Annotated in this window: 20 protein-coding genes; 14 read left to right on the top strand and 6 right to left on the bottom strand. The window is 72.1% G+C overall.

The window, feature by feature from the left end; genetic code table 11:
* Window positions 1-113: 113 nt before the first annotated feature.
* The gene (locus tag AB0P41_RS29360) at window positions 114-1,712 is read right to left on the bottom strand and encodes an alpha/beta hydrolase (RefSeq protein WP_356716161.1); all 1,599 of its coding nucleotides are present in this window, start codon (window positions 1,710-1,712) and stop codon (window positions 114-116) included.
* 78 nt (window positions 1,713-1,790) lie between these two features.
* The gene (locus AB0P41_RS29355) at window positions 1,791-4,553 is read right to left on the bottom strand and encodes a lysylphosphatidylglycerol synthase domain-containing protein (protein WP_356716163.1); all 2,763 of its coding nucleotides are present in this window, start codon (window positions 4,551-4,553) and stop codon (window positions 1,791-1,793) included.
* A 215-nt stretch (window positions 4,554-4,768) separates the two neighbouring features.
* Between AB0P41_RS29355 and AB0P41_RS29350 the strand changes: the two genes are divergently transcribed.
* The 5 genes from AB0P41_RS29350 to nudC all read left to right on the top strand — a co-directional run bounded on the left by AB0P41_RS29350 (window position 4,769) and on the right by nudC (window position 14,826).
* On the top strand, window positions 4,769-5,182 hold the full coding sequence (locus AB0P41_RS29350) for an MGMT family protein (RefSeq protein ID WP_356716165.1): 414 nt from the start codon (window positions 4,769-4,771) through the stop codon (window positions 5,180-5,182).
* A 293-nt stretch (window positions 5,183-5,475) separates the two neighbouring features.
* A complete protein-coding gene (locus AB0P41_RS29345) occupies window positions 5,476-8,865 on the top strand; it encodes an ATP-dependent DNA helicase (protein WP_356716167.1) in 3,390 nt (1,129 codons plus the stop codon).
* 60 nt (window positions 8,866-8,925) lie between these two features.
* Complete coding sequence (locus AB0P41_RS29340) at window positions 8,926-12,429, top strand: ATP-dependent DNA helicase (RefSeq protein ID WP_365935082.1); 3,504 nt, start codon at window positions 8,926-8,928, stop codon at window positions 12,427-12,429.
* A gap of 10 nt (window positions 12,430-12,439) precedes the next feature.
* Window positions 12,440-13,834 (top strand): dipeptidase, encoded by a 1,395-nt coding sequence (locus AB0P41_RS29335; protein WP_356716170.1) that lies wholly within the window; start codon window positions 12,440-12,442, stop codon window positions 13,832-13,834.
* 44 nt (window positions 13,835-13,878) lie between these two features.
* The gene (gene nudC, locus AB0P41_RS29330; protein ID WP_356716172.1) at window positions 13,879-14,826 is read left to right on the top strand and encodes an NAD(+) diphosphatase; all 948 of its coding nucleotides are present in this window, start codon (window positions 13,879-13,881) and stop codon (window positions 14,824-14,826) included.
* A 57-nt stretch (window positions 14,827-14,883) separates the two neighbouring features.
* On the opposite strand, the gene AB0P41_RS29325 is transcribed toward nudC, so the two are convergent.
* Both AB0P41_RS29325 and AB0P41_RS29320 read right to left on the bottom strand, forming a co-directional pair.
* A complete protein-coding gene (locus tag AB0P41_RS29325) occupies window positions 14,884-15,441 on the bottom strand; it encodes a GNAT family N-acetyltransferase (protein ID WP_365935080.1) in 558 nt (185 codons plus the stop codon).
* Window positions 15,442-15,577: 136 nt separating this feature from the next.
* The gene (locus AB0P41_RS29320; RefSeq protein WP_365935078.1) at window positions 15,578-15,835 is read right to left on the bottom strand and encodes a mycoredoxin; all 258 of its coding nucleotides are present in this window, start codon (window positions 15,833-15,835) and stop codon (window positions 15,578-15,580) included.
* Window positions 15,836-16,017: 182 nt separating this feature from the next.
* Here AB0P41_RS29320 and AB0P41_RS29315 point away from each other — a divergent pair, with 182 nt between their 5' ends.
* The 5 genes from AB0P41_RS29315 to AB0P41_RS29295 all read left to right on the top strand — a co-directional run bounded on the left by AB0P41_RS29315 (window position 16,018) and on the right by AB0P41_RS29295 (window position 19,989).
* Window positions 16,018-18,240: an ATP-dependent DNA helicase UvrD2 gene (locus tag AB0P41_RS29315; protein WP_356716178.1), complete on the top strand. Its 2,223-nt coding sequence runs from the start codon at window positions 16,018-16,020 to the stop codon at window positions 18,238-18,240.
* A gap of 167 nt (window positions 18,241-18,407) precedes the next feature.
* Window positions 18,408-18,737, top strand: a complete 330-nt coding sequence (locus tag AB0P41_RS29310; RefSeq protein ID WP_365935076.1) for a hypothetical protein — start codon at window positions 18,408-18,410, stop codon at window positions 18,735-18,737.
* A gap of 171 nt (window positions 18,738-18,908) precedes the next feature.
* On the top strand, window positions 18,909-19,277 hold the full coding sequence (locus tag AB0P41_RS29305) for a WhiB family transcriptional regulator (RefSeq protein ID WP_099174590.1): 369 nt from the start codon (window positions 18,909-18,911) through the stop codon (window positions 19,275-19,277).
* Window positions 19,274-19,633, top strand: a complete 360-nt coding sequence (locus tag AB0P41_RS29300) for a hypothetical protein (RefSeq protein ID WP_356716182.1) — start codon at window positions 19,274-19,276, stop codon at window positions 19,631-19,633. Before AB0P41_RS29305 ends, AB0P41_RS29300 begins: the two co-directional genes overlap by 4 nt.
* A 152-nt stretch (window positions 19,634-19,785) precedes the next feature.
* Window positions 19,786-19,989 carry a hypothetical protein gene (locus tag AB0P41_RS29295; protein WP_356716184.1) on the top strand — a complete coding sequence of 68 codons (204 nt, stop codon included), beginning with the start codon at window positions 19,786-19,788 and terminating at the stop codon, window positions 19,987-19,989.
* An 11-nt stretch (window positions 19,990-20,000) separates the two neighbouring features.
* Here the strand turns inward: AB0P41_RS29295 and AB0P41_RS29290 are convergent, their stop codons facing one another.
* Together AB0P41_RS29290 and AB0P41_RS29285 are read right to left on the bottom strand one after the other, a co-directional pair.
* Window positions 20,001-21,416, bottom strand: a complete 1,416-nt coding sequence (locus tag AB0P41_RS29290) for an AarF/ABC1/UbiB kinase family protein (protein WP_365935074.1) — start codon at window positions 21,414-21,416, stop codon at window positions 20,001-20,003.
* Window positions 21,417-21,480: 64 nt separating this feature from the next.
* Window positions 21,481-22,626, bottom strand: a complete 1,146-nt coding sequence (locus AB0P41_RS29285) for a ThiF family adenylyltransferase (protein ID WP_365935072.1) — start codon at window positions 22,624-22,626, stop codon at window positions 21,481-21,483.
* 179 nt (window positions 22,627-22,805) lie between these two features.
* On the opposite strand from AB0P41_RS29285, the gene AB0P41_RS29280 reads away from it, so the two are divergent.
* The 4 genes from AB0P41_RS29280 to AB0P41_RS29265 all read left to right on the top strand — a co-directional run bounded on the left by AB0P41_RS29280 (window position 22,806) and on the right by AB0P41_RS29265 (window position 26,666).
* The gene (locus tag AB0P41_RS29280; RefSeq protein ID WP_365935070.1) at window positions 22,806-23,429 is read left to right on the top strand and encodes a M48 family metallopeptidase; all 624 of its coding nucleotides are present in this window, start codon (window positions 22,806-22,808) and stop codon (window positions 23,427-23,429) included.
* A 106-nt stretch (window positions 23,430-23,535) separates the two neighbouring features.
* Window positions 23,536-25,200: a TerD family protein gene (locus AB0P41_RS29275; protein ID WP_365935068.1), complete on the top strand. Its 1,665-nt coding sequence runs from the start codon at window positions 23,536-23,538 to the stop codon at window positions 25,198-25,200.
* Between the two features lie 11 nt (window positions 25,201-25,211).
* The gene (locus AB0P41_RS29270) at window positions 25,212-25,892 is read left to right on the top strand and encodes an AIM24 family protein (RefSeq protein WP_356716194.1); all 681 of its coding nucleotides are present in this window, start codon (window positions 25,212-25,214) and stop codon (window positions 25,890-25,892) included.
* Window positions 25,893-25,910: 18 nt separating this feature from the next.
* The gene (locus AB0P41_RS29265; protein ID WP_356716196.1) at window positions 25,911-26,666 is read left to right on the top strand and encodes an AIM24 family protein; all 756 of its coding nucleotides are present in this window, start codon (window positions 25,911-25,913) and stop codon (window positions 26,664-26,666) included.
* The last annotated feature ends 115 nt before the right edge of the window (window positions 26,667-26,781 follow it).

Below are 26,781 nucleotides of genomic sequence, written 5' to 3'. Positions count from 1 at the left end.
CCTGTGCCCGAAAGGCCCTGTGCCCGAAAGGCCCTGTGCCCGAAGGCTCCATGGCTCCGATGCTGCCCGGCGGCGACCGGACCGTCACCGGTGTCCGGCCGTACAACGAGCGGTCACTCGCAGACCGTTCCCGACTTCGGGACCTCACCTTCGAGCAGATAGGCGTCCACGGCCCGCTGCACGCAGGTGCTGCCGCCGTTGTACGCCCCGTGGCCCTCGCCCTTGTACGTCAGCTCGACCCCGACCCCCTTGCCGAGTTCGGCGGCCATCGCCTTCGCTCCGGCGTACGGCGTCGCCGGGTCCCCGGTGTTGCCGATGACCAGGATCGGGGCCGAACCGGGCGCGCTGACGTCCGGGGTGTCCCAGGCGCCCGCGACGGGCCAGCCGGTGCAGGACATCAGCCCCCAGCCGAGGTAGTCGCCGAACACGGGGGAGGCCTCGCGGAACGCGGGGAGCGCCTTCCTGGTCTGCTCCAGGGTGAACCGCTGCTCGGAGTCCGCGCAGTTGATGGCTGTGTTGGCGGCGTTCGAGTTGTCGTAGTGCCCGTCCTCGGAGCGGCCGTTCAGCGAGTCGGCGAGCGCGAGCAGCAGTCCGCCGTTCCCGCCGTCCGCCTCGTCGAGGCCCTGTTCGAGCAACGGCCAGGTCTCCTTGGAGTAGAGGGCGGACGCGATGCCGGTGGTGGCCTGGGTCTCGGTCAGCTTCCGCTCGCCGAGCCCCGGGACGGGCTTCTTCTCCAGCTCGGCGAGGAGAGCGGCGATCCAGTCCTGGACCTCCTCGGAGGTGGCACCCGGCAGCCTGCAGTCGTCGCGCTCGGCGCAGTCGGCGGTGAAGTTGTCCAGGGCGAGCTGGAAGCCCTCCGCCTGGCCGAGCGAGGACTTCAGGGAGTCCTCCGTCGGGTCGACCACCGCGTCCAGGACGGCCCGGCCGACCCGCTTCGGATACAGATGGGCGTAGACGCCGCCCAGTTCGGTGCCGTACGAGATCCCGAAGTAGTACAACTTGTCGTCACCGAGCACCTGACGCAGCAGATCCATGTCCCGGGCCGCGTTCGTCGTGCCGACGTAGGGCAGCTCGTCCCCGGAGTTCTCCTCGCAGTCCGCGATGTAGGACTTCTGGTCCTCGACGAACGCCTTTTCCTCCTCGGCGTCGTCCGGGGTCCCGTCCTGCTCGTACCGCTTGTCCAGTGTGCTGTCGTCCGAGCACTCGACGCCCTCGCTGCGGCCGACCCCTCGCGGGTCGAAGCTCACCAGGTCGTAGCGGGTGCGGAGCGCGTCGTAGGCGGTCCCGAACGACGGCAGCGTGGCGACACCGGAGCCCCCGGGGCCGCCGAAGTTGAAGATCAGCGAACCGATCCGCCGGTCCTTGTCCCGGGCGGCGGCACGGATCAGCGCCAGTTCGACGGTCCGGCCCTCCGGGTCCGCGTAGTCGAGGGGGACGTCCATGAAGGAGCACTCCCACGACGTCCCGCCCGGCAGCGGCGAGGGGGACGGGCCGCTGCCCTGGGCCTGGTTGGGGGCCGGGCACGGCTTCCAGTCGAGCTTCTGGGAGGACAGCTCCTCCGCCGTCGCAGTGGGGGAGGCCGTCGACGCGGCCGACGGCCTCCCGTTCCCCGTACCTCCGTCGTCCCCGTCGTCCGAGCACGCCGCCAGTGGCAGCAGCACGGTGGCGGTGGCGGCGAGGGCGGCGGCACGCAGAGCGGGGGAGGTCCTCATGACCCCATCGTGCGGCGGGGCGCCGTGGACCGCGCGGGGCGTCGTCCATGCGAGTGGCGCACCCCTCGCGCGTGTGTTCTACAGCTCTTCCTTGCGGGTCAGCTGGTTGAAGCAGATCCAGCCGGGAAGGACGGGCAGCCACAAGGTCATCACGCGGTACAGCAGCACAGCCGGCGCCGCGACCTCCTTCGGCAGGCCCACCGCGATCAGACCCAGGGTCAGCGCGCCCTCGACGGCCCCCATACCGCCCGGGGTGGGCGCCGCGGAGCCGATGGCGTTGCCCGCGAGGAAGACCACGGCGATGCTGGCGTAACTGAGCTGGGGGACGTCGGGACCGCTGAACGCGCGGATCGACGCGTCGAGGCACATGACGAACAGCCCGGTCAGCAGCAGCATCCCGCCGATGCCGGTGATCAGCTTCTGCGGCCGCTGCACCACGTCGAGCATGCGGGGGACGACGCCGGCGAACAGCGACCGCACCCGGGTGACGACGAACTTCCGCAGGAACGGGATCGCGGTCACCACCAGCACGAGCACGGCGACCGTGAGCAGACCCGCGATGACCGTCCTCGACGGGGTGAGCGAGTCCGGCGTCTTCTCCGTGCCGGTGAGATACCCGAACAGGGCGAGCAGCAGGATGTGGCAGCCGAGACCGAACAACTGGGAGGCGCCCACGCTCGCGACGGCGAGCCCCGGGCGCACCCCGGCGCGTTGCAGGAATCGCGTGTTCAGCGCCACACCGCCGACCGCCGCCGGCGCCACGATCTTCACGAACGATCCGGCCACCTGCGCCAGCACGGTCTTCCCGAAGGACACCCGCTCGGGCACGAAGCCCAGCAGGCTCATGGCTGCGGCGACATAGCTCAGGGCGGAGAAGCCCAGCGCGGCAGCCACCCAGCCCCACTCCGCCTGCTCCACGACCGTGCCGAAGTCGGCCTCGGTGACCTGGGAGATCAGGAAATAGGCGGCGATCGCACCCGCGATGAAGCTGAACAGGGTGCGCGGCTTGATGCGCTCCAGCCGGACCGGCTCGACCGGCGCCTGCGGCCTGATCAGCAGCACCTGGCGGCGGATCTGGGCCAGCATGTCCTCCTCGCGGGCCTCTTCCAGGGCATCGTCCATCGCCCGCTTCTCGGCCTGCTTCTCCGTGCGCAGCGACTTGCGGACGGCCTTGCGGTCGCTGGTCTCCGAGCCGTGTTCCTGCGCCTTGCCCTGTTTCGCCGCCTGCGAGGCATCCAGCACCGCCTCACGCTCGCGCTGCGAACGCTCCCGGGCGATCCTGCGCAGCGTCGCCCGGGTGGAGCGGCTCAGGGCGATCGGCTGGAGCAGCGGCAGGCAGTCCGCGACGGCGTCGGGCCCGAGCACGGCTAGCGCCCCCTCGACGGCCCGTTCGGCGCCCACGCGCAGTCCGGTGGTGGTGAGCAGCTGGGCGACGTCCATCCGCAGGACCAGGTCACCGGCGGCGATCTCGCCGCCCCGCAGGTCGGTGACGAACACCGTGCCGGAACCGTCCACCAGAATGGCGTCCCCGGTCAGCCTGCGGTGCGCGATCCGGCGCGACTGGAGCGCCTGCACCTGCCGCCAGGCGCCCCGCACCAGGTCGTCGGTGATCTCGTCGTCCTCCATCGCGTCCAGCGAACGCCCGCCGATGTGCTCGTACACGAGCATCACGGCGTCGGGGCCGAGCTCGGACGTGGCGATCAGCTTCGGCGCGTTGGCCCCGGCGGCGATCGCCGCGTACGCGAGGAGCGCCTCCTGCTCCAGGGCCTGGCGCAGGGACAGGATGGAGCGGCGCTGGGTGATGCTGCGCAGGGTGAGCCTGCGCCACACCCGGTAGAAGAACCCCTGGGCCTGCTGTTCACGGTCGACGACCGTGACGTCCAGCGGTGGCCCGTCCTCCAGGGTCACCAGATAGCGGCGGCCCCGGTCGCTCTGGTCGACGTTGTCGGGGACGTCCTCCGTGCGCATCGCGGCGACCGGACGGAAACCGACGTGGCGCAGACCGGCCATCAGGTGCTGGCCGGTCGGGCGGACGTTCGGCGAGCCGACCGTGTACAGGGTGCCGTACGCCACGGTCCAGCCGATCAGCACGGTCAGGACGATCGAGAACGGGGTGGTGTAACCGCCGACCAGCATCGCGAAGGCGTCCAGGAGGAGCACCACCCACAGGACGACCCGCCAGCGCGGCCTGCGGGCCATCCCCACCGCCGTCATATAGGCGATGACAGGAGCGAGATAACCGTGCACGGGGTCGGTGAGCGCGTCACCGGGCTGGGGCTGGGTCAGCGCGTCCCGGATCGTCCCGGACGCCGACCTGGCGACCCACAGGTCGGTGGCCAGGGTCACCCCGTGCGCCAGTACGGCGGCGAGCACCCCGTCCGCGATCCGCAGCCCGTCGCGTTTCACCAGACGCTCGATCGCGAAGGCGACCGGCACGAGGAGCACGGCGATGCTGGACACCAGGCCCGCGAGTTTGATCAGCAGATCGGGGGCCTGGTCGGTGCCCTTGGAGATGTCGTCCTCGAGGCCGGTGGTGGTCCCCTGGGCGAACGCGGCGATGGAGAACAGCAGGGCGATCGCGAGGACCCCGACGAGGAGCCTCAGCAGATCGGAGGGGCGGTGGACCCGGGCGGGCAGCAGGGGCTCGTCGCCGGAGACGCGGTCCGTCAGTCCCGTGCCGGCCGACGCGAGTGTCGAGCCGGCGAGGTGCTCCCCGGGCGCCTCTTGCGGCGTCTTCGGGGTCGCTTCGGACGACTTGGGGGTATTCCCCGCACCGGGGGCGCCGGGCGCGTCCGGGCGCGGCTCGGCGTCAGAGGCGCCCGCCGCCTTCGGTGGCTGCACGCCCTGCTCCTTAGCCTCTGACGAATCTTCGTGTTCTCGTATCACCGGTCACCGCCCGCATGATGGTGGCACGGTCTGCAGACAGAGGGGGGCATCAGGGTGCATTGCGCGGACGCGAAGCGCAACATACGCGGCCCCGACGCCGCGCGCGCGGTGTGTGACCGGAACCACGCGGCAGGGCCCGGTTGTCGGTGGCGTAAGGCAGGATGGGGCGGATGAGCGAAGACCGGACGAGAGGCAGCGGCCGGACCGGGGACGTGCCGCCCCGCCCCGTGACCGCCGAGCTGCCCGTCTACGCCGAGCGGGTCCTGGACGTGGCGGACCTGATCCCGCCCGGCCGGGTCATGACGTACGGAGATGTCGCGGAGTGGCTCGGTGACGGCGGGCCGAGACAGGTCGGCCGGGTGATGGCTCTGTACGGCTCCGCGGTGCCCTGGTGGCGTGTCGTGCGCGCCGACGGGCTGCTGCTGCCGGGCCATGAACTGCGCGCGCTCGGCCACTACCGCGAGGAGGGCACGCCGCTGAAGGTGGCCCCGCGCGCCGCGGAAGGGCATGTCCCGCGCCTCGACATGAAGCGCGCCAGATGGGACGGCGTGACCGGTGGCCCGGGCGACGAAGCTCACATCTGACAGCTTCCGCCATCGTGCCCCGCCGGGACAGGCGCCCGGCCGGTGAGCGGGGCACGCCGACGGTCCCGCGTGTGACGGGCGACGCGCCCCACCGCCCGCTGTCGGCCTCGCCGCTGGCGTAGCGTCGTCCACACGCGGCACGCTCCGCTCCCTCATCCGTCCGTCCGTTCCCGTCCCGACCCGACCGCCCCCCACCGGGACCCGTCGGACACCAGCAGCCGTCACACCCGGGCCGCGCCCCACGGGCCGGCCACCGCGCAGACCCCGTACACCCACCAGGACCGGCGAACCACGTGAGCTCCTCCTTCACCACCCGGAACAGCCCGCACCGTCAGGCACGGCGGCGGGCCCCGGGCGCGTACCGGCTGGTGCGCACGCCGCCGGGATCCGTGGACCCCCCTCTCCTGGACGCACCGCAGCGGGCCGTGGTTGACCACCGGGACGGCCCGCTGCTGGTCCTCGCCGGACCCGGCACGGGCAAGACCACGACGCTGGTCGAGACGGTGGCCCGGCGGGTGGCCCGTGGGACGGACCCCGCGCGCATCCTCGTCCTCACCTTCAGCCGCAAGGCGGCGGTCGAACTCCGCGACCGGATGGCCGCCCGCCTCGGCGGCACCCGGGGTCCGCAGGCCACCACCTTCCACTCGTACTGCTACGCCCTCGTCCGTGCCCACCAGGACGCCGACCTGTTCGCCGATCCGCTGCGCCTGCTCTCCGGGCCCGAGCAGGACGTCACCGTCCGTGAGCTTCTCGCCGGACAGCTCGGCCTGGAGCGGGCGGGGCTCGCCCATGTCCGCTGGCCGGACGAGCTGCGCGCGTGCCTGACCACCCGGGGCTTCGCCGACGAGGTGCGCGCGGTGCTGGCCCGCAGCCGTGAGCTGGGCCTGGGACCGGACGCGCTGGCCGCCTTCGCCCGCCGCACGGGCCGTCCCGACTGGAGCGCCGCGGCCCAGTTCCTCGCCGAGTACCTGGACGTCCTGGACGCCCAGGGTGTCCTCGACTACGCGGAACTGGTCCACCGGGCGGTCCTGCTCGCCGAACGGCCCGAGGTGGCGGCGGAGCTGGCCCGGAGCTACGACGTGGTCCTCGTCGACGAGTACCAGGACACGGACCCCGCCCAGGTGCGGCTGCTGCACGCGCTGGCCGGGAACCGGGGCGGCGCCGCGCCGGGCACCGGCGGCGGCCGGACGCTGATCGCCTTCGGCGACCCCGACCAGTCGATCTACGCCTTCCGGGGCGCCGATGTGAACGGCATCCTCGACTTCCCGGACACCTTCCGCCGTGCCGACGGGGCGCCCGCGCCCGTCGGGGTGCTCACCACCTCCCGCCGCTCCGGCGCGAAGCTGCTGGAGGCCACCCGGCTGCTCACCCGCCGGATGCCGCTCACCCGTCTGCCCTCGGCCAAGGTCCGCGCCCACCGTGAGCTGTCCGCCGTGCGCGGAGGCGGCCGTGTCGAGACGTACACCTATCCGACGCCCTCCACCGAGCTGGAGAACATCGCCGACCTGCTCCGGCGCGCGCACCTGGAGGAGGGCGTGCCATGGAGGGACATGGCGGTCCTCGTACGCGCCGGCGGACGCTCGATCCCAGCCGTGCGCCGGGCGCTCACCTCCGCCGGAGTCCCTCTGGAGGTGGACGGCGACGATCTCCCGCTGCGCCACGAGCCGGCGGTCGCCCCGCTCCTGACCGCCCTGCGCACCGTCGCCACGGCGGCCATGCACCCCGCCGCCCCCGAGGACCCGGACGACGCGGCCGGGGCCGGGGAGGCGCGCGGCACGCATCGGGACGACGGGGGCGGGGAGGCGCGCGGCACGCTGGACACCGAGACCGCCCTCGCCCTCCTCACCTCGCCCCTCGGCTCCATGGACGCCGCCGATCTGCGCCGTCTCGGCCGGGCCCTGCGAGACGAGGAGCGGGCCGCCGGGAACCGCGTACCGCCGCCGTCCGGGGAATTGCTGGCCCGGGCGCTCGCCGAGCCCGAGCGCCTGGCCACCCACGATCCGGCGTACGCCCGCGGAGCGCAGCGGCTGGGCGCGCTCCTGCACAGGGCCCGGGAACTCCTGGAGAGCGGCGGTACCGCCGAGGAGGCCCTGTGGACCCTGTGGAACGGCACGCCCTGGCCCGGCCGTCTCGAGCGGGCGGCGCTGCGCGGCGGTGCGGGCGGCCGCAACGCCGACCGGGACCTCGACGCCGTGTGCGCCCTCTTCGACACCGCGGCACGCGCCGAGGAGCGCACCGGCGGACGCGGCGCGCTCAACTTCCTGGAGGAGGTCGACGCCCAGGACATCGCCGCCGACACCCTGTCCCGGCGGTCCGTACGGCCCGACGCCGTACGGCTGATGACCGCGCACCGCTCCAAGGGCCTGGAGTGGCGCCTGGTGGTCGTCGCCGGCGTCCAGGAGGGGCTCTGGCCCGACCTGCGCCGCCGGGGGTCGCTCCTGGAGGCGGACCGCATCGGGCGCGACGGTCTGGCCGAACCGCTCACTCCGGGGGCGCTCCTGGCCGAGGAGCGCCGCCTGTTCTACGTGGCCGCGACCCGGGCCCGGGAACGCCTGATCGTCACCGCCGTCAAGGCGCCCGCCGACGACGGCGACCAGCCGTCCCGTTTCCTCACCGAACTCGGAGTCGAGCCCCGGGACGTGACCGGACGCCCCCGCCGCCCGCTCGCGGTCGCCTCGCTCGTCGCCGAGCTCCGGGCGACGACCGTCGACCCCGCCGCCTCGGAAGCCCTGCGCGACGCAGCCGCACAACGGCTCGCCCGGCTCGCGGCGCTCACCGACGACGAGGGCCAGCCGCTCGTGCCCGCGGCCCACCCGTACCGCTGGTGGGGGCTGGACGAGCCGACGCGCTCCGAGGTCCCGCTGCGCGACCGGGACCGCCCCGTCGCGCTCTCCGGGAGCGCGCTCGACCAGCTGGCCAACACCTGTGCCCTCCAGTGGTTCCTGGGCCGGGAGGTCAAGGCCGACGCCCCGGCGACGGCGGCCCAGGGCTTCGGCAACGTGGTCCACGTCCTCGCGGACGAGGTGGCCTCCGGACGTACGGGCGCCGATCTGGACGTACTGATGGAGCGCCTGGACTCCGTGTGGGACGGCCTGGTCTTCGACGCGCCCTGGAAGTCGCAGCAGGAGAAGGACCAGGCGCGCGACGCCCTGGAACGCTTCCTGCGCTGGCACGTCATGGACCGCGGGGGCCGCACCCCCACGGCGAGCGAACACGACTTCGACGTCACCCTGGAAGCGGGCGAGTACGCCGTACGCATCCGGGGCTCCATGGACCGGGTCGAACAGGACACCGAGGGCCGGGCGTACGTCGTCGACTTCAAGACCGGCAAGGGGGCGCCGACCAAGGACGAGGTGGCGTCCCACCCCCAGCTCGCCGTGTACCAGCTGGCGGTCAGGGAAGGCGCGGTCGACGAGGTCTTCGACGGCCGGCGTCCCGACGCCGGCGGCGCCGAGCTCGTCCAGCTGCGCCAGCCCGCCCCCAAGAAGGAGGGCGGCGACGCCCTTCCCAAGGTGCAGGCGCAGGAACCCCTCTCCGGGGAATGGGTCTCCGGCCTGCTGGCCACGGCGGCCGGGCGGGTCCTGGACGAACGGTTCACCCCCACGACCGGGCAGCACTGCACCCACTGCGCCTTCAAGGCGTCGTGCAGCGCACAGCCCGAGGGCCGGCAGATCATCGAATGATCTTCCCGGTGGAATCCGGGCGGGACCACGTTGTCGGTGCGGCCGGTTAGCCTCTCTGGAGTGTCCTCCCGTATCACCGATCCCGAGCAGCTCAAGGAGCTCCTGGGGATTCCCTTCACCCCGGAGCAGACGGCCTGCATCACCGCGCCGCCCGCCCCGCAGGTGATCGTGGCCGGAGCCGGCTCGGGGAAGACCACCGTGATGGCTGCCCGGGTCGTGTGGCTGGTCGGGACCGGGCAGGTCGCCCCGGAGCAGGTGCTCGGCCTGACCTTCACCAACAAGGCAGCCGGTGAGCTCGCCGAGCGGGTCCGCCGGGCCCTCGTCGCCGCCGGGGTCACCGACCCGGACGTCATCGACCCGGACAACCCCCCGGGCGAACCCAGCATCTCGACCTACCACGCGTTCGCCGGACGGCTCCTCACCGACCACGGCCTGCGGATAGGGCTCGAACCCACCACCCGGCTCCTCGCCGACGCCACCCGCTACCAGCTCGCCGCCCGGGTGCTGCGCGAGGCCCCCGGCCCGTACCCGGCTCTCACCCGGTCCTTTCCCACCCTCGTCAGCGACCTGCTGGCCCTGGACGCCGAGCTCGCCGAACACCTCGTACGGCCCGAACAGCTCGCCGAGTACGACACGGAGCTGCTGCACACCCTGGAGACGGCTAGGCTCACCAACGCCGAGCTGCGCAAGCTCCCCGAGACCGCCGAGGCCCGCCGCGAACTCCTCCAGCTGACCCGGCGCTACCGGGAGGCCAAGCGCAGCAGGGACCTCCTCGACTTCGGCGACCAGATCGCCCTCTCCGCCGAGCTGGCACTCACCCGGCCCGAGGTCGGCGCCATCCTCCGCGACGAGTTCCGGGTGGTCCTGCTCGACGAGTACCAGGACACCTCCGTGGCCCAGCGGCTGCTGCTCTCCGCCCTGTTCGGCAGCGGGCCCTCGGGCCGTACGGGCCACGCCGTCACCGCCGTCGGTGACCCCTGCCAGGCGATCTACGGCTGGCGCGGCGCCTCCGTGGCCAACCTCGACGACTTCCCGCACCACTTCCCGCACGCCGACGGCACCCCGGCCACCCGTTACTCCCTCAGCGAGAACCGCCGCAGCGGCGGCCGTCTCCTCCATCTCGCCAACGGCCTCGCCGAACCCCTGCGCGCCATGCACGAGGGCGTGGAGGCGCTGCGCCCCGCACCCGGAGCCGAGAGGGACGGCATGGTCCGGTGCGCCCTCCTGCGCACCCACGCCGAGGAGATCGACTGGCTCGGCGACTCGCTCGCCCACCTCGTGCGGACGGGGACGGCGCCCGGGGAGATCGCCGTCCTGTGCCGGACCGCGGGAGACTTCCCCCGCATCCAGGCCGCCCTCGTCGCCCGGGACATCCCGGTCGAGGTCGTCGGCCTGTCCGGGCTGCTGCACCTCCCCGAGGTCGCCGACCTCGTCGCCGTCTGCGAGGTCCTCCAGGACCCCGGCGCCAACGCCTCCCTGGTCCGGCTGCTCACCGGGCCGCGCTGGCGCATCGGGCCCCGGGACCTCGCCCTTCTGGGGCGCCGTGCCCGCCTCCTCGTCCACCGCTCCACCGCCGGTGACGACGCCGACCCGGACCGGCGCCTGGCCGAGGCCGTCGAGGGCATCGACCCCGCCGAGGTGATCTCGCTCGCCGACGCCCTCGACACCTTCCTGGAGTCCGGTGGGTCCGAGGACGACCAGCTGCCCTTCTCCGCCGAGGCACGCGTCCGCTTCGCCCGCCTCGCCACGGAGCTCCGCGATCTCCGCCGTTCGCTGGCCGACCCCCTCATGGACGTACTGCACCGCGTCCTCGCGACCACCGGCCTCGAGGTGGAGCTCTCCGCGTCGCCGCACGCCCTGGCCGCACGCCGCCGCGAGACCCTCGCCAACTTCCTGGACGTCGCGGCCGGCTTCGCCGCGGTCGACGGGGGCGCGACCCTGCTCGCCTTCCTCGGCTTCCTGCGGACCGCCGCGCAGTACGAGAAGGGCCTGGACAACGCCCTGCCCGGCGGCGAGAACACCGTGAAGGTCCTCACCGCCCACAAGTCCAAGGGGCTGGAATGGGACGTCGTCGCCGTCCCCGGCCTCGTCGGCGGGCAGTTCCCCAGCACGCAGTCCCGGGACGCGTGGACCTCGCAGTCCCACGTCCTCCCGCACGCCCTGCGCGGAGACGCGGCCACGCTCCCCGCCCTCCGCTCCTTCGACGCCAAGGGCCTCAAGGCGTTCAAGGAAGAGCTGAAGGGACACCAGCACACCGAGGAGCTCCGCCTCGGCTACGTCACCTTCACCCGCCCCCGCAGCCTGCTGCTCGGCTCCGGCCACTGGTGGGGCCCGTCCCAGAAGAAGCCCCGCGGCCCGTCCGTGTTCCTGGACGCGCTGTACGAGCACTGCGCGGCCGGCCACGGCGAGATCGAGACCTGGGCGGACGAGCCCGGGGAGGGCGAGGAGAACCCGGCGCTCCAGGAGAAGGACGCCGACCAGGCCTGGCCGCTCCCGCTCGACAGCACCGCCATGGCCCGCCGCCGCGCCGCGCGGGACACGGTGCTGGCACACCTGGAGGCACTGGCGGCCGTGCCCGTACCGGATGTGTACGAGGCACAGGACCCGCCCCACGCTCCCTTTGAGGAGGAGCCGCCGTACGAGGAGGAGCCCCCGTACGAGGACGAGCCCCTGTACGAGGACGAGGAGCCGCCGTACGACGAGGCGGACGCCCCGTACGACGACCCGTTCCCGGACGGCGAGCCCGCCGCGGGGGCCCTGCCGCCGGACGGCGGCCAGAGCCCGGACGGCGCCGGGGCGGCTCCGCACGGCGCCGCTCCCACCCCGCTCGTACCGGCCGCCCGCGCCCCGGCGGACGAGGCCCTCACCCCGGAGGAGTCCCGTACCCTCGCCTCCTGGGACCGGGACCTCGACGCCCTCGCCGGTGAGCTGCGCCGCGCCCGCGCGGCCGTGCGCGACGTCGTCGTACCGGCCACGCTCTCCGCCACCCAGCTCCTGCACCTCGCCGACGACCCCGACGGCTTCGCGCGGGAGCTCGCCCGCCCCATGCCCCGCCCCCCTCAGCCCGCCGCCCGCCGGGGGACCCGCTTCCACGCCTGGGTGGAGTCCCGGTACGAGGAGCTGCCCCTGCCCATGCTGGGTCCCGACGAACTCCCCGGGGGCGACGAAAGTGACACGGAGATCGCCGACGAGCGTGACCTCGCCGAGCTCAAGGAGGCCTTCGAGCGCACCGCGTACGCCCGGCGCACTCCGTACCGCGTCGAGACACCGTTCCAGATCACGCTCGGAGGCCGGGTGATCCGCGGCCGGATCGACGCGGTCTACCGCACGGGAGACACGTACGAGATCGTCGACTGGAAGACCGGCCGGCACCGCACGGCCGACCCGCTCCAGCTCGCCGTGTACCGCCTGGCGTGGGCCGAACTGCACGGGCTGCCGCTGGAAGCGGTCGAGGCGACCTTCCTGTACGTGCGCACCGGCGAGACGTCCCGCCCGGCCGGGCTGCCGGGCCGGGAGGAGCTGGAGAAGCTCCTGCTGGACGAGCCACCTCCCCGGGGCCGATAGGCTCATAAGCATGAGCGACACCCCGGACAGCGCCGTCCGTACGTACACCGAGCAGCACCGCGCGGCCTTCCTCGACGACCTCGCCGAGTGGCTGCGCATCCCGTCCGTCTCCGCCCAGCCGGAGCACGACGGGGACGTACGGCGCAGCGCCGAGTGGCTGTCCGCCAAGCTCGCGGAGACCGGGTTCCCCGTCACCGAGATCTGGGAGACGCCCGGTGCTCCGGCGGTCTTCGCCGAGTGGCCCTCGGAGGACCCGGACGCACCCGTCGTCCTCGTCTACGGCCACCACGACGTGCAGCCCGCCGCCCGCGAGGACGGCTGGAGCAGCGACCCGTTCGACCCGGTGATCCGCGACGGCAGGATGTACGGACGCGGTGCCGCCGACGACAAGGGCCAGGTGTTCTTCCACACACTCGGTGTCCGCGCCCACCTCGCCGCGACCGGCCGCACGACCCCCGCCGTGCACCTCAAGCTCCTGGTCGAGGGCGAGGAGGAGTCGGGCTCGCCGCACTTCCGCGCGCTGGCCGAGGAGCGCTCCGCCCGCCTCGCGGCCGACGCGGTGATCGTCTCCGACACCGGAATGTGGGACGAGAACACCCCCACCGTCTGCACCGGCATGCGCGGCCTCGCGGAGTGCGAGATCGAGCTGCACGGCCCGGACCAGGACATCCACTCCGGGTCCTTCGGCGGCGCGGTGCCCAACCCCGCGACCGCACTCGCCCGCCTCGTCGCCGGCCTCCACGACACGGAGGGCAGGGTCGCGGTGCCCGGCTTCTACGACGGCGTCGCCGAGCTCACCGAGACCGAACGTGACCTCTTCGCCGAGCTGCCCTTCGACGAGGACGTATGGCTGCGCACAGCCGCCTCCCACGCCGCCGCGGGCGAGGCCGGCTACTCCACCCTGGAACGCGTCTGGGCCCGCCCCACCGCCGAGGTCAACGGCATCGGCGGCGGTTACCAGGGGGCGGGCAGCAAGACCGTCATCCCCTCGTCCGCCCTGGCGAAGCTGAGCTTCCGGCTGGTCGCGGGCCAGGACCCGGAACGGATCCAGGAAGCGGTCCGCACCTGGGCCGAATCCCGCATCCCCGCCGGGGTCCGCCACCGGATCACCTTCGCGCCCGCCACCCGCCCCTGTCTGACGCCCCTGGACCACCCCGCCCTCCAGGCGGTGGCCCGCGCCATGGGGCGGGCCTTCGGGACGAAGATCCTCTTCACCCGCGAGGGAGGCTCGGGCCCCGCCGCCGACCTGCAGGACGTGCTCGGCGCGCCGGTCCTGTTCCTGGGCATCTCCGTACCGTCCGACGGCTGGCACGGCCCCGACGAGAAGGTCGAACTCGACCTCCTCCTCAAAGGCGTGGAGACCACCGCCCACCTGTGGGGCGAGCTGGCCGACGCACTCCGCTGAATCTCTGTACGCCCGATCCACCCCCGGGGGAGTAGGAAGCACCTGTGAGCACCTTCGACAACGCCACCGCAGACCGCCCGATCGGTCTCACCGCGCCCAGCGGCATCGACCGCGCGGCGCACCACCGGCTCGACGAGGCCTGGCTCGCCGCGGCCTGGAGCCACCCGACGACCAGAGTCTTCGTCGTCTCCGGGGGGCAGGCGCTCATCGACGACACCCCCGACGGCGGTACCGAACTCGTCATGACACCCGCCTTCGAGGCGCCCGTCACCGAGACCCACCGCTACTTCCTGGGCACCGACGAGGACGGCGTACGCTACTTCGCGCTCCAGAAGGACTCCCTCCCGGGCCGCATGGACCAGTCGGCCCGTCCCGCCGGTCTCCGCGAGGCCGGAATGCTCCTCGGCCCGCGTGACGCCGGACTGATGGTGCACGCGGTGGCGCTGGAGAACTGGCAGCGGCTGCACCGCTTCTGCTCACGCTGCGGCGAGCGCACCGTCATCGCGGCGGCCGGGCACATCCGCCGCTGCCAGGCCTGCGGGGCGGAGCACTACCCGCGTACCGATCCCGCCGTGATCATGCTGGTCACGGACGACCAGGACCGTGCCCTGCTGGGACGCCAGGTGCACTGGCCCGAAGGCCGCTTCTCGACCCTCGCCGGCTTCGTCGAGCCGGGGGAGTCGATCGAGCAGTCCGTGGCCCGCGAGGTGTTCGAGGAGGCCGGGATCGTCATCGGCGAGGTCGAGTACATCGCCAGCCAGCCCTGGCCGTTCCCCTCCAGCCTGATGCTCGGTTTCATGGCGCGTGCCACCTCCTTCGAGATCGACGTGGACGGCGAGGAGATCGAGGAGGCCCGCTGGTTCTCCCGCGAGGAGCTGACCGCCGCGTTCGACTCGGGCGAGGTGCTGCCCCCGTTCGGTGTCTCGATCGCGGCGCGGCTGATCGAGCTCTGGTACGGCAAGCCGCTCCCGAGGCCGGGCACCCTCGGCTGACGGTGCGGGCGGGCACGGTGACGATCACTGGAACGCAAGGCCCCGCCCGGGGCCGCTTCAGCGCAGAGTCAGCAGCATCACGTCGTGGAGATCCGCGCTCGCCCCCCACGGCCGGGCCTCGCCGACCTTGCGGTATCCCCACGCCCGGTAGGCGGCCGACGCCGCCTCGCTGCGCGGGTGGACGTTCAGCAGCACCCGCTCGGCACCCAGGCCGTCCAGCAGCGCCCCATGGAGACGACGCGCGACGCCCCGCCCACGCCACGGCCCCCGCACGGCGAGCTCCATGAGCCCGAAGGTCCGGTGCCCGTCCTCGCGCCGCATGTCCTCGGGCACGGGCTCCGTCAGTTCGTCCCACCAGCCCGCACCGGGGCCGAGCATGAAGCCGTACGCCATGCCGACGGGCTCGCCGTCCTCGGAGCGGGCCAGGGCGGCGCGGAACGTGCGGTCGCGGGCCTGGACGGGGAAGCGGCGGAAGGCGGCGGCGACACCGTCCTCGCCCTCGTCGTGAGGAGGCTCGGCGAACGCCTCGGCGTAGACAGTCCTGAACGCCTCCTCGGCCCGCACCGCGGCGGATCCGTCCATCTGCTGTACCCCGACGGCCCCTTGCCGTGTCATCCGATCCCCTCCCTCGGGCGGCCTCGCTGCGCGCCCGCCCCGAACCCGGCCCGCTGGAAATCCTGGGCAGGTCCGGGGTACACGAAACCCCCGATCAGCTCCGGGCCGATCAGGGGTTGTGCGTGCGTCGCGCCGGTCAGACGCCGAGCGCCTGCTTCACCTGAGCGAGGCTCGGATTCGTCATGACGACCTCGGAGCCTCCCTGCTCGGGAACCACCAGAACCGTCGGAACCGTCTGATTCCCGCCATTCGCCTTCTCGACGAACGCCGCCGAGTCCGGGTCCTGCTCGATGTTGACCTCGGTGTACGCGATGCCTTCGCGGTCCATCTGCCCCTTGAGCCGGCGGCAGTAGCCGCACCACGTGGTGCTGTACATCGTCACAGTGCCCGGCATGTCGTCGGCGCTCCTTCGTCTTGTCCGTCCGGATGCGGGACCGCCCGTACGCGCACGTTCCCGCATGGAGGGAACGCGCGGGACCTGACCACCATTCCCGGCGGTCCCCGGCCGGTATGACGAACGGCACCCCCTGTGGACAACCGCCGCGGCGGCCCCTCGCGACCTGGCAGCATGGCAGGGTGACAGCAGCAACGCATTCCACCCTCTTCCCACAGGTCCCCGACTCCGCGGACGCCGTGCTGGACGGGCTCGACCCCGAGCAGCGCGAGGTCGCGCTCGCCCTCGGCGGACCCGTGTGCGTGCTGGCCGGAGCCGGGACGGGCAAGACGCGGGCGATCACGCACCGCATCGCGTACGGGGTGCGGGCCGGGATCCTCCAGCCGACCACCGTGCTCGCCGTCACCTTCACCAACCGGGCGGCCGGAGAGATGCGGGGCCGGCTCCGCCAGCTCGGAGCCACGGGCGTCCAGGCCCGTACGTTCCACTCCGCGGCCCTGCGCCAGCTCCAGTACTTCTGGCCGAAAGCAGTCGGTGGCGATCTTCCACGTCTGGTGGAGCGCAAGGTCCAGCTCGTCGCCGAGGCCGCGGCCCGCTGCGGCGTCCGGCTCGACCGCAACGAACTGCGGGACACGACCAGTGAGATCGAGTGGGCCAAGGTCACCCAGACCGTCCCCGCCGACTATCCGGCGGCGGTGGCCAAGACACAGCGGGACGCCCCGCGCGACCCGGCCGAGCTCTCCCAGATCTACGCGATGTACGAGCAGCTGAAGCGCGACAGGTCGGTGATCGACTTCGAGGACGTACTGCTGCTCACCGTCGGCATCCTCCAGGACCGTCACGACATCGCCGAACACGTGCGCCGTCAGTACCAGCACTTCGTCGTCGACGAGTACCAGGACGTCAGCCCGCTCCAGCAGCGGCTGCTCGATCTCTGGCTCGGCGACCGGGACGATCTCTGCGTCGTCGGCGACGCCGGCCAGACGATCTACTCCTTCACCGGCGCCACCCCCGACCACCTGCTGAATTTCCGCACCCGTCATCCGGACGCGACGGTGGTCAAACTGGTGCGCGACTACCGCTCCACACCCCAGGTCGTCCACCTGGCCAACGGCCTGCTGAGTCAGGCCAGGGGCCGGGCGGCCGAACACCGGCTGGAGCTGGTCTCCCAGCGGGCCAAGGGCCCCGAACCCGTCTACACGGAATACGCGGACGAGCCCGCCGAGGCCGAGGGCACCGCACGCCGGATCCGTGATCTGATCGCCGCCGGTGTCCCGGCCGGCGAGATCGCCGTGCTGTACCGGGTCAATTCCCAGTCCGAGGTCTACGAGCAGGCACTCGCGGACGCGGGCGTGCCCTACCAGCTGCGCGGCGCCGAGCGCTTCTTCGACCGGCCCGAGGTGCGGGAGGCGGGCGTCGCCCTGCGCGGTGCCGCCCGCGCGGGAGGCAACGACGCGCTGCTCGACGGCGCCGACGACCTGCCCTCCGAAGTGCGGGCAGTGCTCTCCACGAAAGGATGGACCTCCAAGCCTCCGGCCGGCTCAGGAGCCGTGCGGGACCGCTGGGAGTCCCTCGCCGCCCTGGTGCGTCTCGCCGAGGACTTCGAACAGGCCAAGCCGGGAGCCACGCTCTCCGATCTCGTCGCCGAGCTCGACGAGCGGGCCGCCGCCCAGCACGCGCCCACGGTCCAGGGCGTCACCCTGGCGTCGCTGCACTCGGCGAAGGGCCTGGAGTGGGATGCCGCGTTCCTCGTCGGGCTGACCGAGGGCATGATGCCCATCGCCTACGCCAAGACGGACGAACAGGTCGAGGAGGAACGCCGCCTGCTGTACGTCGGTGTCACCCGGGCCCGCTTCCACCTCTCGCTGTCCTGGGCGCTGTCCCGGTCGCCGGGCGGCCGGGGGAACCGCCGGGCGACGCGCTTCCTGAACGGGCTGCGGCCCGGCTCGGCCGCGCTCGGCCCCCGGGGCGGCGCCGGGGGAGGAGGCGGCATCGACCGCGGCTCCCGCGCGGGAGCGGGCGGCGCCGGCACGGAGAAGCCGGTCAGGGCCGGCCGGAGGGGCCCGGCCCGGTGCCGGGTCTGCGGCAAGACGCTCACCGAGGCCGGCGAGATGAAACTGATGCGCTGCGAGGACTGTCCCTCGGACATGGACGAGGGGCTGTACGAGCGGCTGCGCGAGTGGCGCGCGGACCGGGCGAAGGAGATCAGCCAGCCCGCCTACTGCGTCTTCACCGACAAGACACTGATGGCGATCGCCGAGGCCGCGCCGGTCAGCGAGGGGGAGCTCGTCGTCATCGCCGGCGTGGGCAACCGGAAGCTGACCCGGTTCGGGGGTGACGTCCTGGACATCTGCGCAGGTCGGACGGTGGGTCAGGAGCTCGACGAGAATGACGGCGACGTGTGAGGAAAACTCGTCGTAAAAATAGTTTGCGCGCACAGCAGTCATCACCATAGGTTCTTAACCACGGGAACAGCGACTTCTCTGAAGCCCTGACTCCGTGCTGTACTTATCCGAATACCGCAGGATCGGCCCCGGCCGGTCCCTTGAGACGCCGAGAGGAGGCGATTGTCGTGATCAGCATCATCAACACCATCAAAATGACCGATCCGTCGGTCGTCTCCACCTGCTCGCTCGGCCTCACCCGCTCTTCGCAGCTCTCGCTTCGTGGCACCGGTGTGTCCGGCGTCTCCGTGGTCAGCCCGCTGTCCCTGGCGAGCCTGCCCGTGCGGGAGCGCAATGAGCGACCGACCGAGGCGCCGGAAGCAGCAGTAGCGAAGGGACATGCCTCGGCCTATGCCTTTGCGGCAGCCGCAGCCGGTGCCGGAGCCAAGCGGACGACGCAGCAGCACCACACGATGTGGGCCTTCCGTGGGCCTGAACCCTGGAGTGATCCAGCCTGACGGCAAGTCAGGCCGGCGCCTTCAGGGCCGCGGAACCCCACTCGGGATCCGCGGCCCTTTTGTTTTGTCCGAACGGATGAGACGAGACGAAGGAGCCTCGGGACAGCAGGACCTGGTACCAGCCGCCAACCGGCCAACAGGCCGGCACGACCAGACGAGGACAACGCCACCGTGCAACTCGAGACGCACGCCCCGTCCGTACCGCCTTCCGACACGATCTCCCCGCCCGGCCTCACGGAGGACTCCACCTTGATCCCCCTCACCGCGCTCACCGCGCTCGACGACGCCATCGAGAACCTCGGCGTACCCGTCCCCTGCCGTTCCTACGACCCGGAGGTCTTCTTCGCCGAGTCCCCGGCCGACGTCGAGTACGCCAAGTCCCTCTGCCGGACCTGTCCGCTGATCGAGGCCTGCCTCGCCGGCGCCAAGGAGCGGCGTGAGCCGTGGGGCGTCTGGGGCGGCGAGCTCTTCGTCCAGGGCGTCGTCGTCGCCCGCAAGCGGCCGCGTGGCCGTCCGCGTAAGAACCCGGTCGCGGCGTGACTCCCGGCCTGGGGGTCATGTCCCCCACACGAACGAAGCGCATCGGAACCATCGACCGTCCCCAGACCCATGACCCCCGGAATCAGGCACCAATGACCACCACGACGAAGGAGCCCGTCGGCTCCGCCACCCCGGACGTCACCATCATCGGCGCGAACGACTCGCGTCAGAACAGGACCCGCGAGATGCAACTCATCCCAGAAGCCCTGGCTCGTGCGCATATGCACGACCGCCTGAGGGAAGCCGAGGAGGGACGTCAGGCAGTGCGCCTGGTGGCCGCCCGGCGGATGCAGCGCCGTGCGGAGCGCGCCTCGATGCGCGCCCGCCGTGCGCTCGCCATGGCCGTCATGCACTGACAGCCGCACCAGCAGTACGGCGCACCACGGCTGCCCGGCCACCGCTCGGCCATCGAGGCAGCCACCCTCCCCATCAGCGGGGCCGGCCGGACAGGCCGGCCCCGCAGTGCGTTGCGGAGCGCGCCCCGGGCCCGCGGCGTTATCGTCGCGAGGTGGACGAGGAGACCCATCACCCCGCGTACCCGGCCGACGGCCACGTGGCGTGTGCCCGCTGCGGCACCGTCGCCGACTCGGACCCCCCGCCTCCGACATGGCTCTGTTCCGTGGAGAACGGCCGACGCCGGTACTTCTGCGAGGACTGTGCCCGCACCCACATCAGGGCCGTCGAGAGCAGGCTCGACTCCGCCTGGTGGTGACGGCGCTCGCGCTACACCTCGACCGTCTCCTCCTGCTCCTCGGCGCTGTCCTCCTCCGGCTCGTACTCCAGGAGGAACCCCGGCAGCCAGGACTCCAGTTCGTCGCGGAGACGGACCGTCGCCCCCAGCTGGCAGAGCACCCCGATCGTGCTCAGCGTCACCCGGTGTATCAGGAGGTACGAGGGCGGAAGGTTCAGCTGCTTCCCCAACTGGTGTGCCGGTGAGCGCGGATCGGCGATCCGGGCGGCCTGGCTGCGCAGCCAGGAGCGGGTGAAGGTGAACTCGTCCGCCTGTGCGGGCTCGATGATGGGAATCAGGTAGTCGAGCACGGCGTCCGGTTCGAGATCGATCGACTCCTTCACGAACCCGGCCTCACGCAACATGGCGTAGACGCCGTCGGCGTCCCCGTCCAGCGTCATCCGCAGGGCGTCGCCGATGGTCCCCGGCAGACCGCCCGGAAGCCGGTCCACCGTGCCGAAGTCCAGCACCCCCAGACGCCACAGGCCGGCGTCCCCGTCGAGCCCCGCCGCGTCCCCGGCGGCCGCCTCCGGCGGGGGCAGCAGCCGGAAGTTGCCCGGATGCGGGTCCGCGTGGAGCAGACCGGTGCGTGCCGGCCCGGAGAAGAGGAACCGCGCCAGCAACTGGCCCGCCCGGTCCCGCTGTTCCGTCGTGCCGTCAGCGATCACCTCCGACAGGGGAATTCCGTCGATCCACTCCGTGACCAGCACCTGCTCGGACCGGTGGACCACGCCCGGGATCACCACATCCGGATCGTCCTCGAACTCGGTGGCGTGTTCCTGCTGGGCCCGGGCCTCGAGCTCGTAGTCGAGTTCCTCGGACACCCGGTCGCGGAGCTCCGTGATGAGCGGCTTGATGTCCATTCCGGGGACGAGCGGACCGAGCAGCCGTGCGAAGCGGCTGAGTTGGGTGAGGTCCGACAGCAACGCCTCACCGGCGCCCGGGTACTGCACCTTCACGGCGACGTCCCGGCCGTCGTGCCACACGGCGCGGTGGACCTGGCCGATCGAGGCAGCGGCAGAGGGCAGGTCCTCGAACTCGGTGAACAGCTCCCGCCAGTCCTCGCCGAGGCGCTCCGCCAGGACCCCGTGGACCGTGCGGGTCGGCATGGGCGGTGCGGCCTCCTGCAGCTTGGTGAGCGCGGCCCGGTAGGGCCCCGCCACATCTTCGGGCAGCGCGGATTCGAAGACGGACAGCGCCTGGCCGAGCTTCATCGCACCGCCCTTCAGCTCGCCGAGGACCTTGAAGAGCTGGTCCGCCGTGCGCTGCTGGACCTCGCGGGCCACCATCTCGGCGGACTTGCCGCCGATCCGCTTGCCCAGGCCCCATGTGGCACGGCCGGCGAAGCCGAGCGGCAGGGCGGCCAGCTTCGCGGTACGGGTGACCGCCTTCCGGGGAAGATCAGACATGTGCCCCTCCATTTCCCAGACTGCCGTGCGGCGTGCGTATCCGGCTCCGCTCCGGCGGCGGCGGTCACCCGGCCATTGTGTCCTGCGTGGCGCCGGCCGCGGGGGTGAGCTCCACCTCAGTGTGCCCGGCGGCACCGCAGTCACAGTCGCGGTGGGGGCCCAGCCGCTCCGACCGCCAGTCCAGCATGGGCATGGCGGCCTCCCACCGCGCCCCCGTGCTGGCCGGCAGTTCCCCGTCCAGGAAGGAGAGCGCATGAGCCGCGGCGAGGCCGGCCACCGCGGTCGCCAGACCGAGATCGCAGGCCTGCACGCATGTGCGCCGCCCGGACCTCCACTGCGCGAGCATCCGCGGCCACTGGGGATCCGCCTCCGCGCGGCTCAGCGCCAGACAGCCCGCGCAGCCGGTGCCCCCGGGCAGCACCAGCGGCCCGACGACTCCGGTGGCTTCGATCACGCCCGCATAGAGGTGCGGCGTACCCGAAGCGATCCATGGCGCGGCGGTCTCCGGATCGGGGGCGTACACGGAGAGGCCGTCCCTGGGCGCCACCACGATCAGGGACAGAGCGGGCTCGCCCCGCGCCGGAGTTTCGGACGCCCCTCCCGATCGCGGAGGTCCGCCGACCGCGGACCTGCGCACCAGCTGCCGTGCCGCCGTGTCACGGCGCTCGCCGACCGACGACGCCGGGAGGCCGCCCGGCGCCACGTCCCAGGGCTCGGCGCGGCCCCCGTCGAGCACCTCGACGTGACCCACCCCTGACCCGGACAGCACCGCGGCGACCGTCGCGCCGACCCTGCCGGCTCCACGCACCTGCACCCGCATCGCGCGCCGGGCGGCGAGCGTGCGCAATCCGCCGCCGGGCGTCGGATGGACCACCGAGAGCGCCGCGGCGTCGGGGCGCTGCCGCTCGAGGGTTTCGGCCCGTCGGCGTAAGGCGTCGGCCTCGGGGCCGCCCGCGTCCGGATCGTCCAGCAGACCGGCCTCCGTGAGGCGCGACACGAGAATGTCCACGTGACGGTCCGACAGATCCAGAGCCCTGGCCTCTTCGCGGAGGAGAGGAAGTCCACGTGTTCCGTCGAGGAGTTCCAGAAAGCTTCCGGTGGCAATATCCATCGGCCCCAGCGTTACCGCGTGTGCGGGTGTCACGCCGAATTGCACGGTGTTCCGTCCTCGCCAGGCGCGGCGGAGTGCGGGCTTCAGCATCGGGTGCATGACTTCTCCCAGCTCGGTGTCGGATCCGTTGCCAGAATGCAACATGACGGCGAAACGGGCCGAAAGTTATCCACAGGCTGGGGCATTAGTCGTTCAAATGGTGCAAGCCGAGAAGTGGATCAACGTCGGGCCGCCGGGGAGGCGGGACTTCCCGCACCGGCAGCGGGTAACGTCGAGTCGTGCCAGCCGACCCCTCTTCCGGTCGCGCCGGGGAGACCCCTGCGCGCCGCGCCGGACGCCAGCAGCGCAGCGCAGCCACCCAGCAGCCCCGCGCGTCGGTGACGAGCGCGGTCGAGGTCCGCAGAAGCACCCGGCGCAGCAGAACGGTCTCGGCGTACCGCGAGGGCGACCGCACCATCGTGCTCATCCCCGCCCGCATGTCGGAGGCCGAGGAGCAGCGCTGGGTCGGCGTGATGCTCGACAAGCTCGCCGCGCAGGAGAGCAGACGCGTCATCGGGGACAGTGAGCTCACCGGCCGGGCCGAGCGGCTCTCCGGTCAGTACCTCGACGGCCGGGCGCGGCCGGCCTCCGTGCGGTGGGTGACCAACCAGAACACCCGCTGGGGCTCCTGCACCCCGGCCGAGGGCAGCATCCGCCTCTCACACCGCCTGCAGGGGATGCCGGAGTACGTCCTCGACTACGTGCTCCTCCACGAGCTGGCCCATCTGCTGGTTCCGGGCCACGGGCCGCGTTTCTGGCGGCTCCTGGAGACCTACCCGCGGACCGAGCGAGCGCGGGGCTATCTCGAAGGCGTCGTGGCGGCCGACCGGCTTCCGCAGCTGCCGGCCGCCCGCGAAGAGTGACGTCGCCGATTCTGTACCGGGTCTGTACCGGCTTGGCTCGATGTCGTGGTTTGCGGTTAGCCTGACGCGACGCATTCACCTTCGGGATGGGGGACGGTCGTTACGCATGGCCAGGGAATTTCAGCGCGGCCACAAGGCCAAGATCAGTGATCTCACGTCTGGGACGGATCTGTACGTAGGTGTGCAGATCGCGGGCCCCGGCCTGACGTTCGACATCAGCTGCTTCGGCCTCGACGCCAATGAGCAGCTCTCCGACGACCGGTATTTCATCTTCTTCAACCAGCCGAAATCACCGGAGGAGTCCATTCAGCTTCTCGGTGCCCAGGCCGGTGACACCGAATCGTTCCGCGTCACCCTCGACCGCATTCCGGCGAACATCCACAAGCTGTCCTTCACCGCGACGCTCGACGGAGCCGGGCAGATGTCGCAGGTCGGCCCCGGATACATCCGGATCGTCGCGGGGGGCGAGGAAGTGGTGAAGTACGCCTTCACCGGCTCGGAGTTCACCACCGAGCGCGCGGTCATGCTCGGCGACTTCTACCTCAAGGACGTCTGGCGGTTCGCCGCTGTCGGCCAGGGCTTCGACGGCGGACTCGACGCGCTGCTCAAGAACTTCGGAGGGGAGGTTGCCGAGGAGGCCCCCGCCGCGCCACCCCAGGCGGCCGCCCCTTCGTTCGCGCCGCCCGCCCAGGCCTCCGCGCCCCCTGCCTTCGGCGCTCCGGCCGCACCCCAGGCGCCGCAGCCCGCACCGGCGTTCGGCGCTCCTGCTGCATCGGCTCCCGCACCGCAGCAGCAGCCGATGCACGCCGCGCCGACCATAGCGGCCCCTATGGCACCGGCACCGCAGGCGCCCACACCGCAGGCGCCCGCGCCGTACGGGCAGCAGCCGCCCCAACAGCCGCAGTTCGGGCAGGTCCCCGGGCAGGGCGCTCCGCCCGCCGCGCCGCCGTACGGACAGCAGCCCCCGCCCGCCGCGCCGCCGTACGGACAGCAGCCCCCGCCCGCCGCACCGCAGTTCGGCCAGCAGCCTCCGGGGCCGTTCGGCCAGCAGCCCCCGGGCATGCAGCCCGGAATGCCGCAAGGCGTACCCCAGGGCGTCCCCGCCGGTGGTGCGGGCCTGCAGGCCGCACTGCAGCCCTACAAGGAAGCGGCCACCGGGCAGCGCTGGACCTCGCAGAACCAGCAGCTCATGCGCGTCGACCTCACGATGGGCGGCACACCGGTGCTGGCCCGTCAGGGCAGCATGGTGATGTACCAGGGCAAGGTCGACTTCGGCTACAAGGGCGCCGGCTTCGCGGGCCGCATGGTCGGCAACGCGACGGGCCAGGAAATGCAGCTGATGCGCTGCAGCGGCCGCGGCCAGGTCTTCCTCGCCGAGGAAGGATCGCATCTGCATCCCATCGAGCTGCAGGGCGACGGCATCTGTGTCTCCGCCGAGAGCGTGCTCGCCTTCGACGAGTCCCTGCAGTACGAGGTCCGCAGGATCGAGGGACACGGGATTCCCGGCGGTGCCCTGTTCACCATGCAGTTCCAGGGCACCGGCACCGTCGTCGTCAAGACCCACGGTGTGCCGGTCGTCCTGCCCGTCACCCCGACCACCTTCGCCGACTGCAACGCCGTGGTGGCATGGTCGTCGGCGTCCCAGGTGATCATCTCCAGCCAGGTCCGGCTGCGCCGCAACGCGTACCCGGGGCACAGCGGAGAGACCGTGAACCTCCAGTTCCGGGGAGCACCCGGCAACTTCATCGTCGTCCAGCCCTACGAGGTCTGAGGGAGCCCGTCATGAATCAGCAGCTCGCGGGCTTCGCCCCGACCCCCGTCACGGCCCGTATGGAGAACCACGGCCGTACGATGCTCAAGGTCGCCATGGCCACCGGCCAGGACCTCTACGCACGCACCGGCTCGATGGTGGCCTACGAGGGCTTCATCCAGTACGAACCCAACCCGCCGGCCGTCCGTCAGATCGCCTCCCAGTGGATCACCGGCGAGGGCGCACCCCTGATGAAGTGCGCCGGCGACGGACTGCTCTACCTCGCCGACTACGGCGCCGACGTGGTCGTCATCAATCTCGACAACGACTCGCTCTCGGTCAACGGCACCAACCTCCTGGCCTTCGACGGCCACCTCACCTGGGGAGTGGAGCGGGTCAAGGGACTGGCCAAGTTCGCCGGTCAGGGCCTGTGGAACGTAGGGATCCAGGGCACGGGGTGGGTGGCCATCACGTCGCGCGGCACACCGATCGTGGTCGACTGCGGGCGCGGCGAGGACGAGACGTTCGTCGACCCCGACGCCCTCGTCGCGTGGTCCCCGAACCTCAAGGTGAAGGGCAAGCGCAGCTTCAAGGCGAGCTCGCTCATCGGGCGCGGCAGCGGAGAGGCGTACCAGATGGCCTTCTCCGGCCAGGGCATCGTCGTCGTCCAGCCGAGCGAGGACAGCACCGACCGCCTGCGGATCCGGAACTGAGCGGGGGAGAAACACATCATGCAGAGTCCGCTTTTCAGCTACACGGAACAGCAGTCGCAGGACCGCTACACGGTCCAGAACCCGCAGCTCCTGCGGGTCGCGCTGGGCGGCCACGACGACGTCCTCGCCCGCAAGGGCGCCATGGTCGCCTACCAGGGGCTCATGGAGTTCGACGGTGAGTACCAGTCGAGCAGCCAGCGCCGCGCCCGCAGGAACACGGGCGAGGGCCTCGACCTCATGCGGTGCTCCGGTCAGGGCACGGTCTACCTGGCCAACCTCGCGCAGTACATCCATGTGGTCGACGTCGACCACGAGGGCATGACGGTCGACAGCGCCTACGTCCTGGCGCTGGACTCCTCGCTGCACACCGAGGTCATCGCGGTGGACAGCCAGTACGGGATCTCCGGCACCGGCAAGTACCAGCTCAACATCTCCGGGAGCGGCAAGGTCGCCCTGATGACCTCCGGCCAGCCGCTGATGATGCAGGTCACCCCCGACAAGTACGTCAACGCCGACGCCGACGCGATCGTCGCCTGGTCGAGCGGGCTGCGGGTGCAGATGCAGGCCCAGACGCATTCCTCCGGCGTCTTCCGGCGCCGCGGCAACACGGGGGAGGGCTGGGAGCTGAGCTTCCTGGGCCAGGGTTTCGCTCTGGTCCAGCCCAGCGAGGTGCTGCCGCCGCAGAACGCCCAGATCGGCCAGGGGGCCGCGGCGCAGTTCGGCATGGGACAGCAGGGATCGCACGGACAGAACCAGAACAACTCCTGGAACTGAGCCGGGACGGCAGGTCCTGGCGCAAGGGTGAGGACGGGCGACGGCTGCGGCGAGCCTGCTGACGGCGTTGGCCCGGTTGACCTTGGAGCCGTGGCCGGCCTTGCCCTCGGCGGTC

The organism is Streptomyces sp. NPDC079167 (assembly GCF_040686735.1).
Taxonomy (GTDB): Bacteria; Actinomycetota; Actinomycetes; order Streptomycetales; family Streptomycetaceae; genus Streptomyces.
Note: the sequence above shows the minus strand (reverse complement) of the source record. Positions and strands in the feature narration are given on the sequence as shown.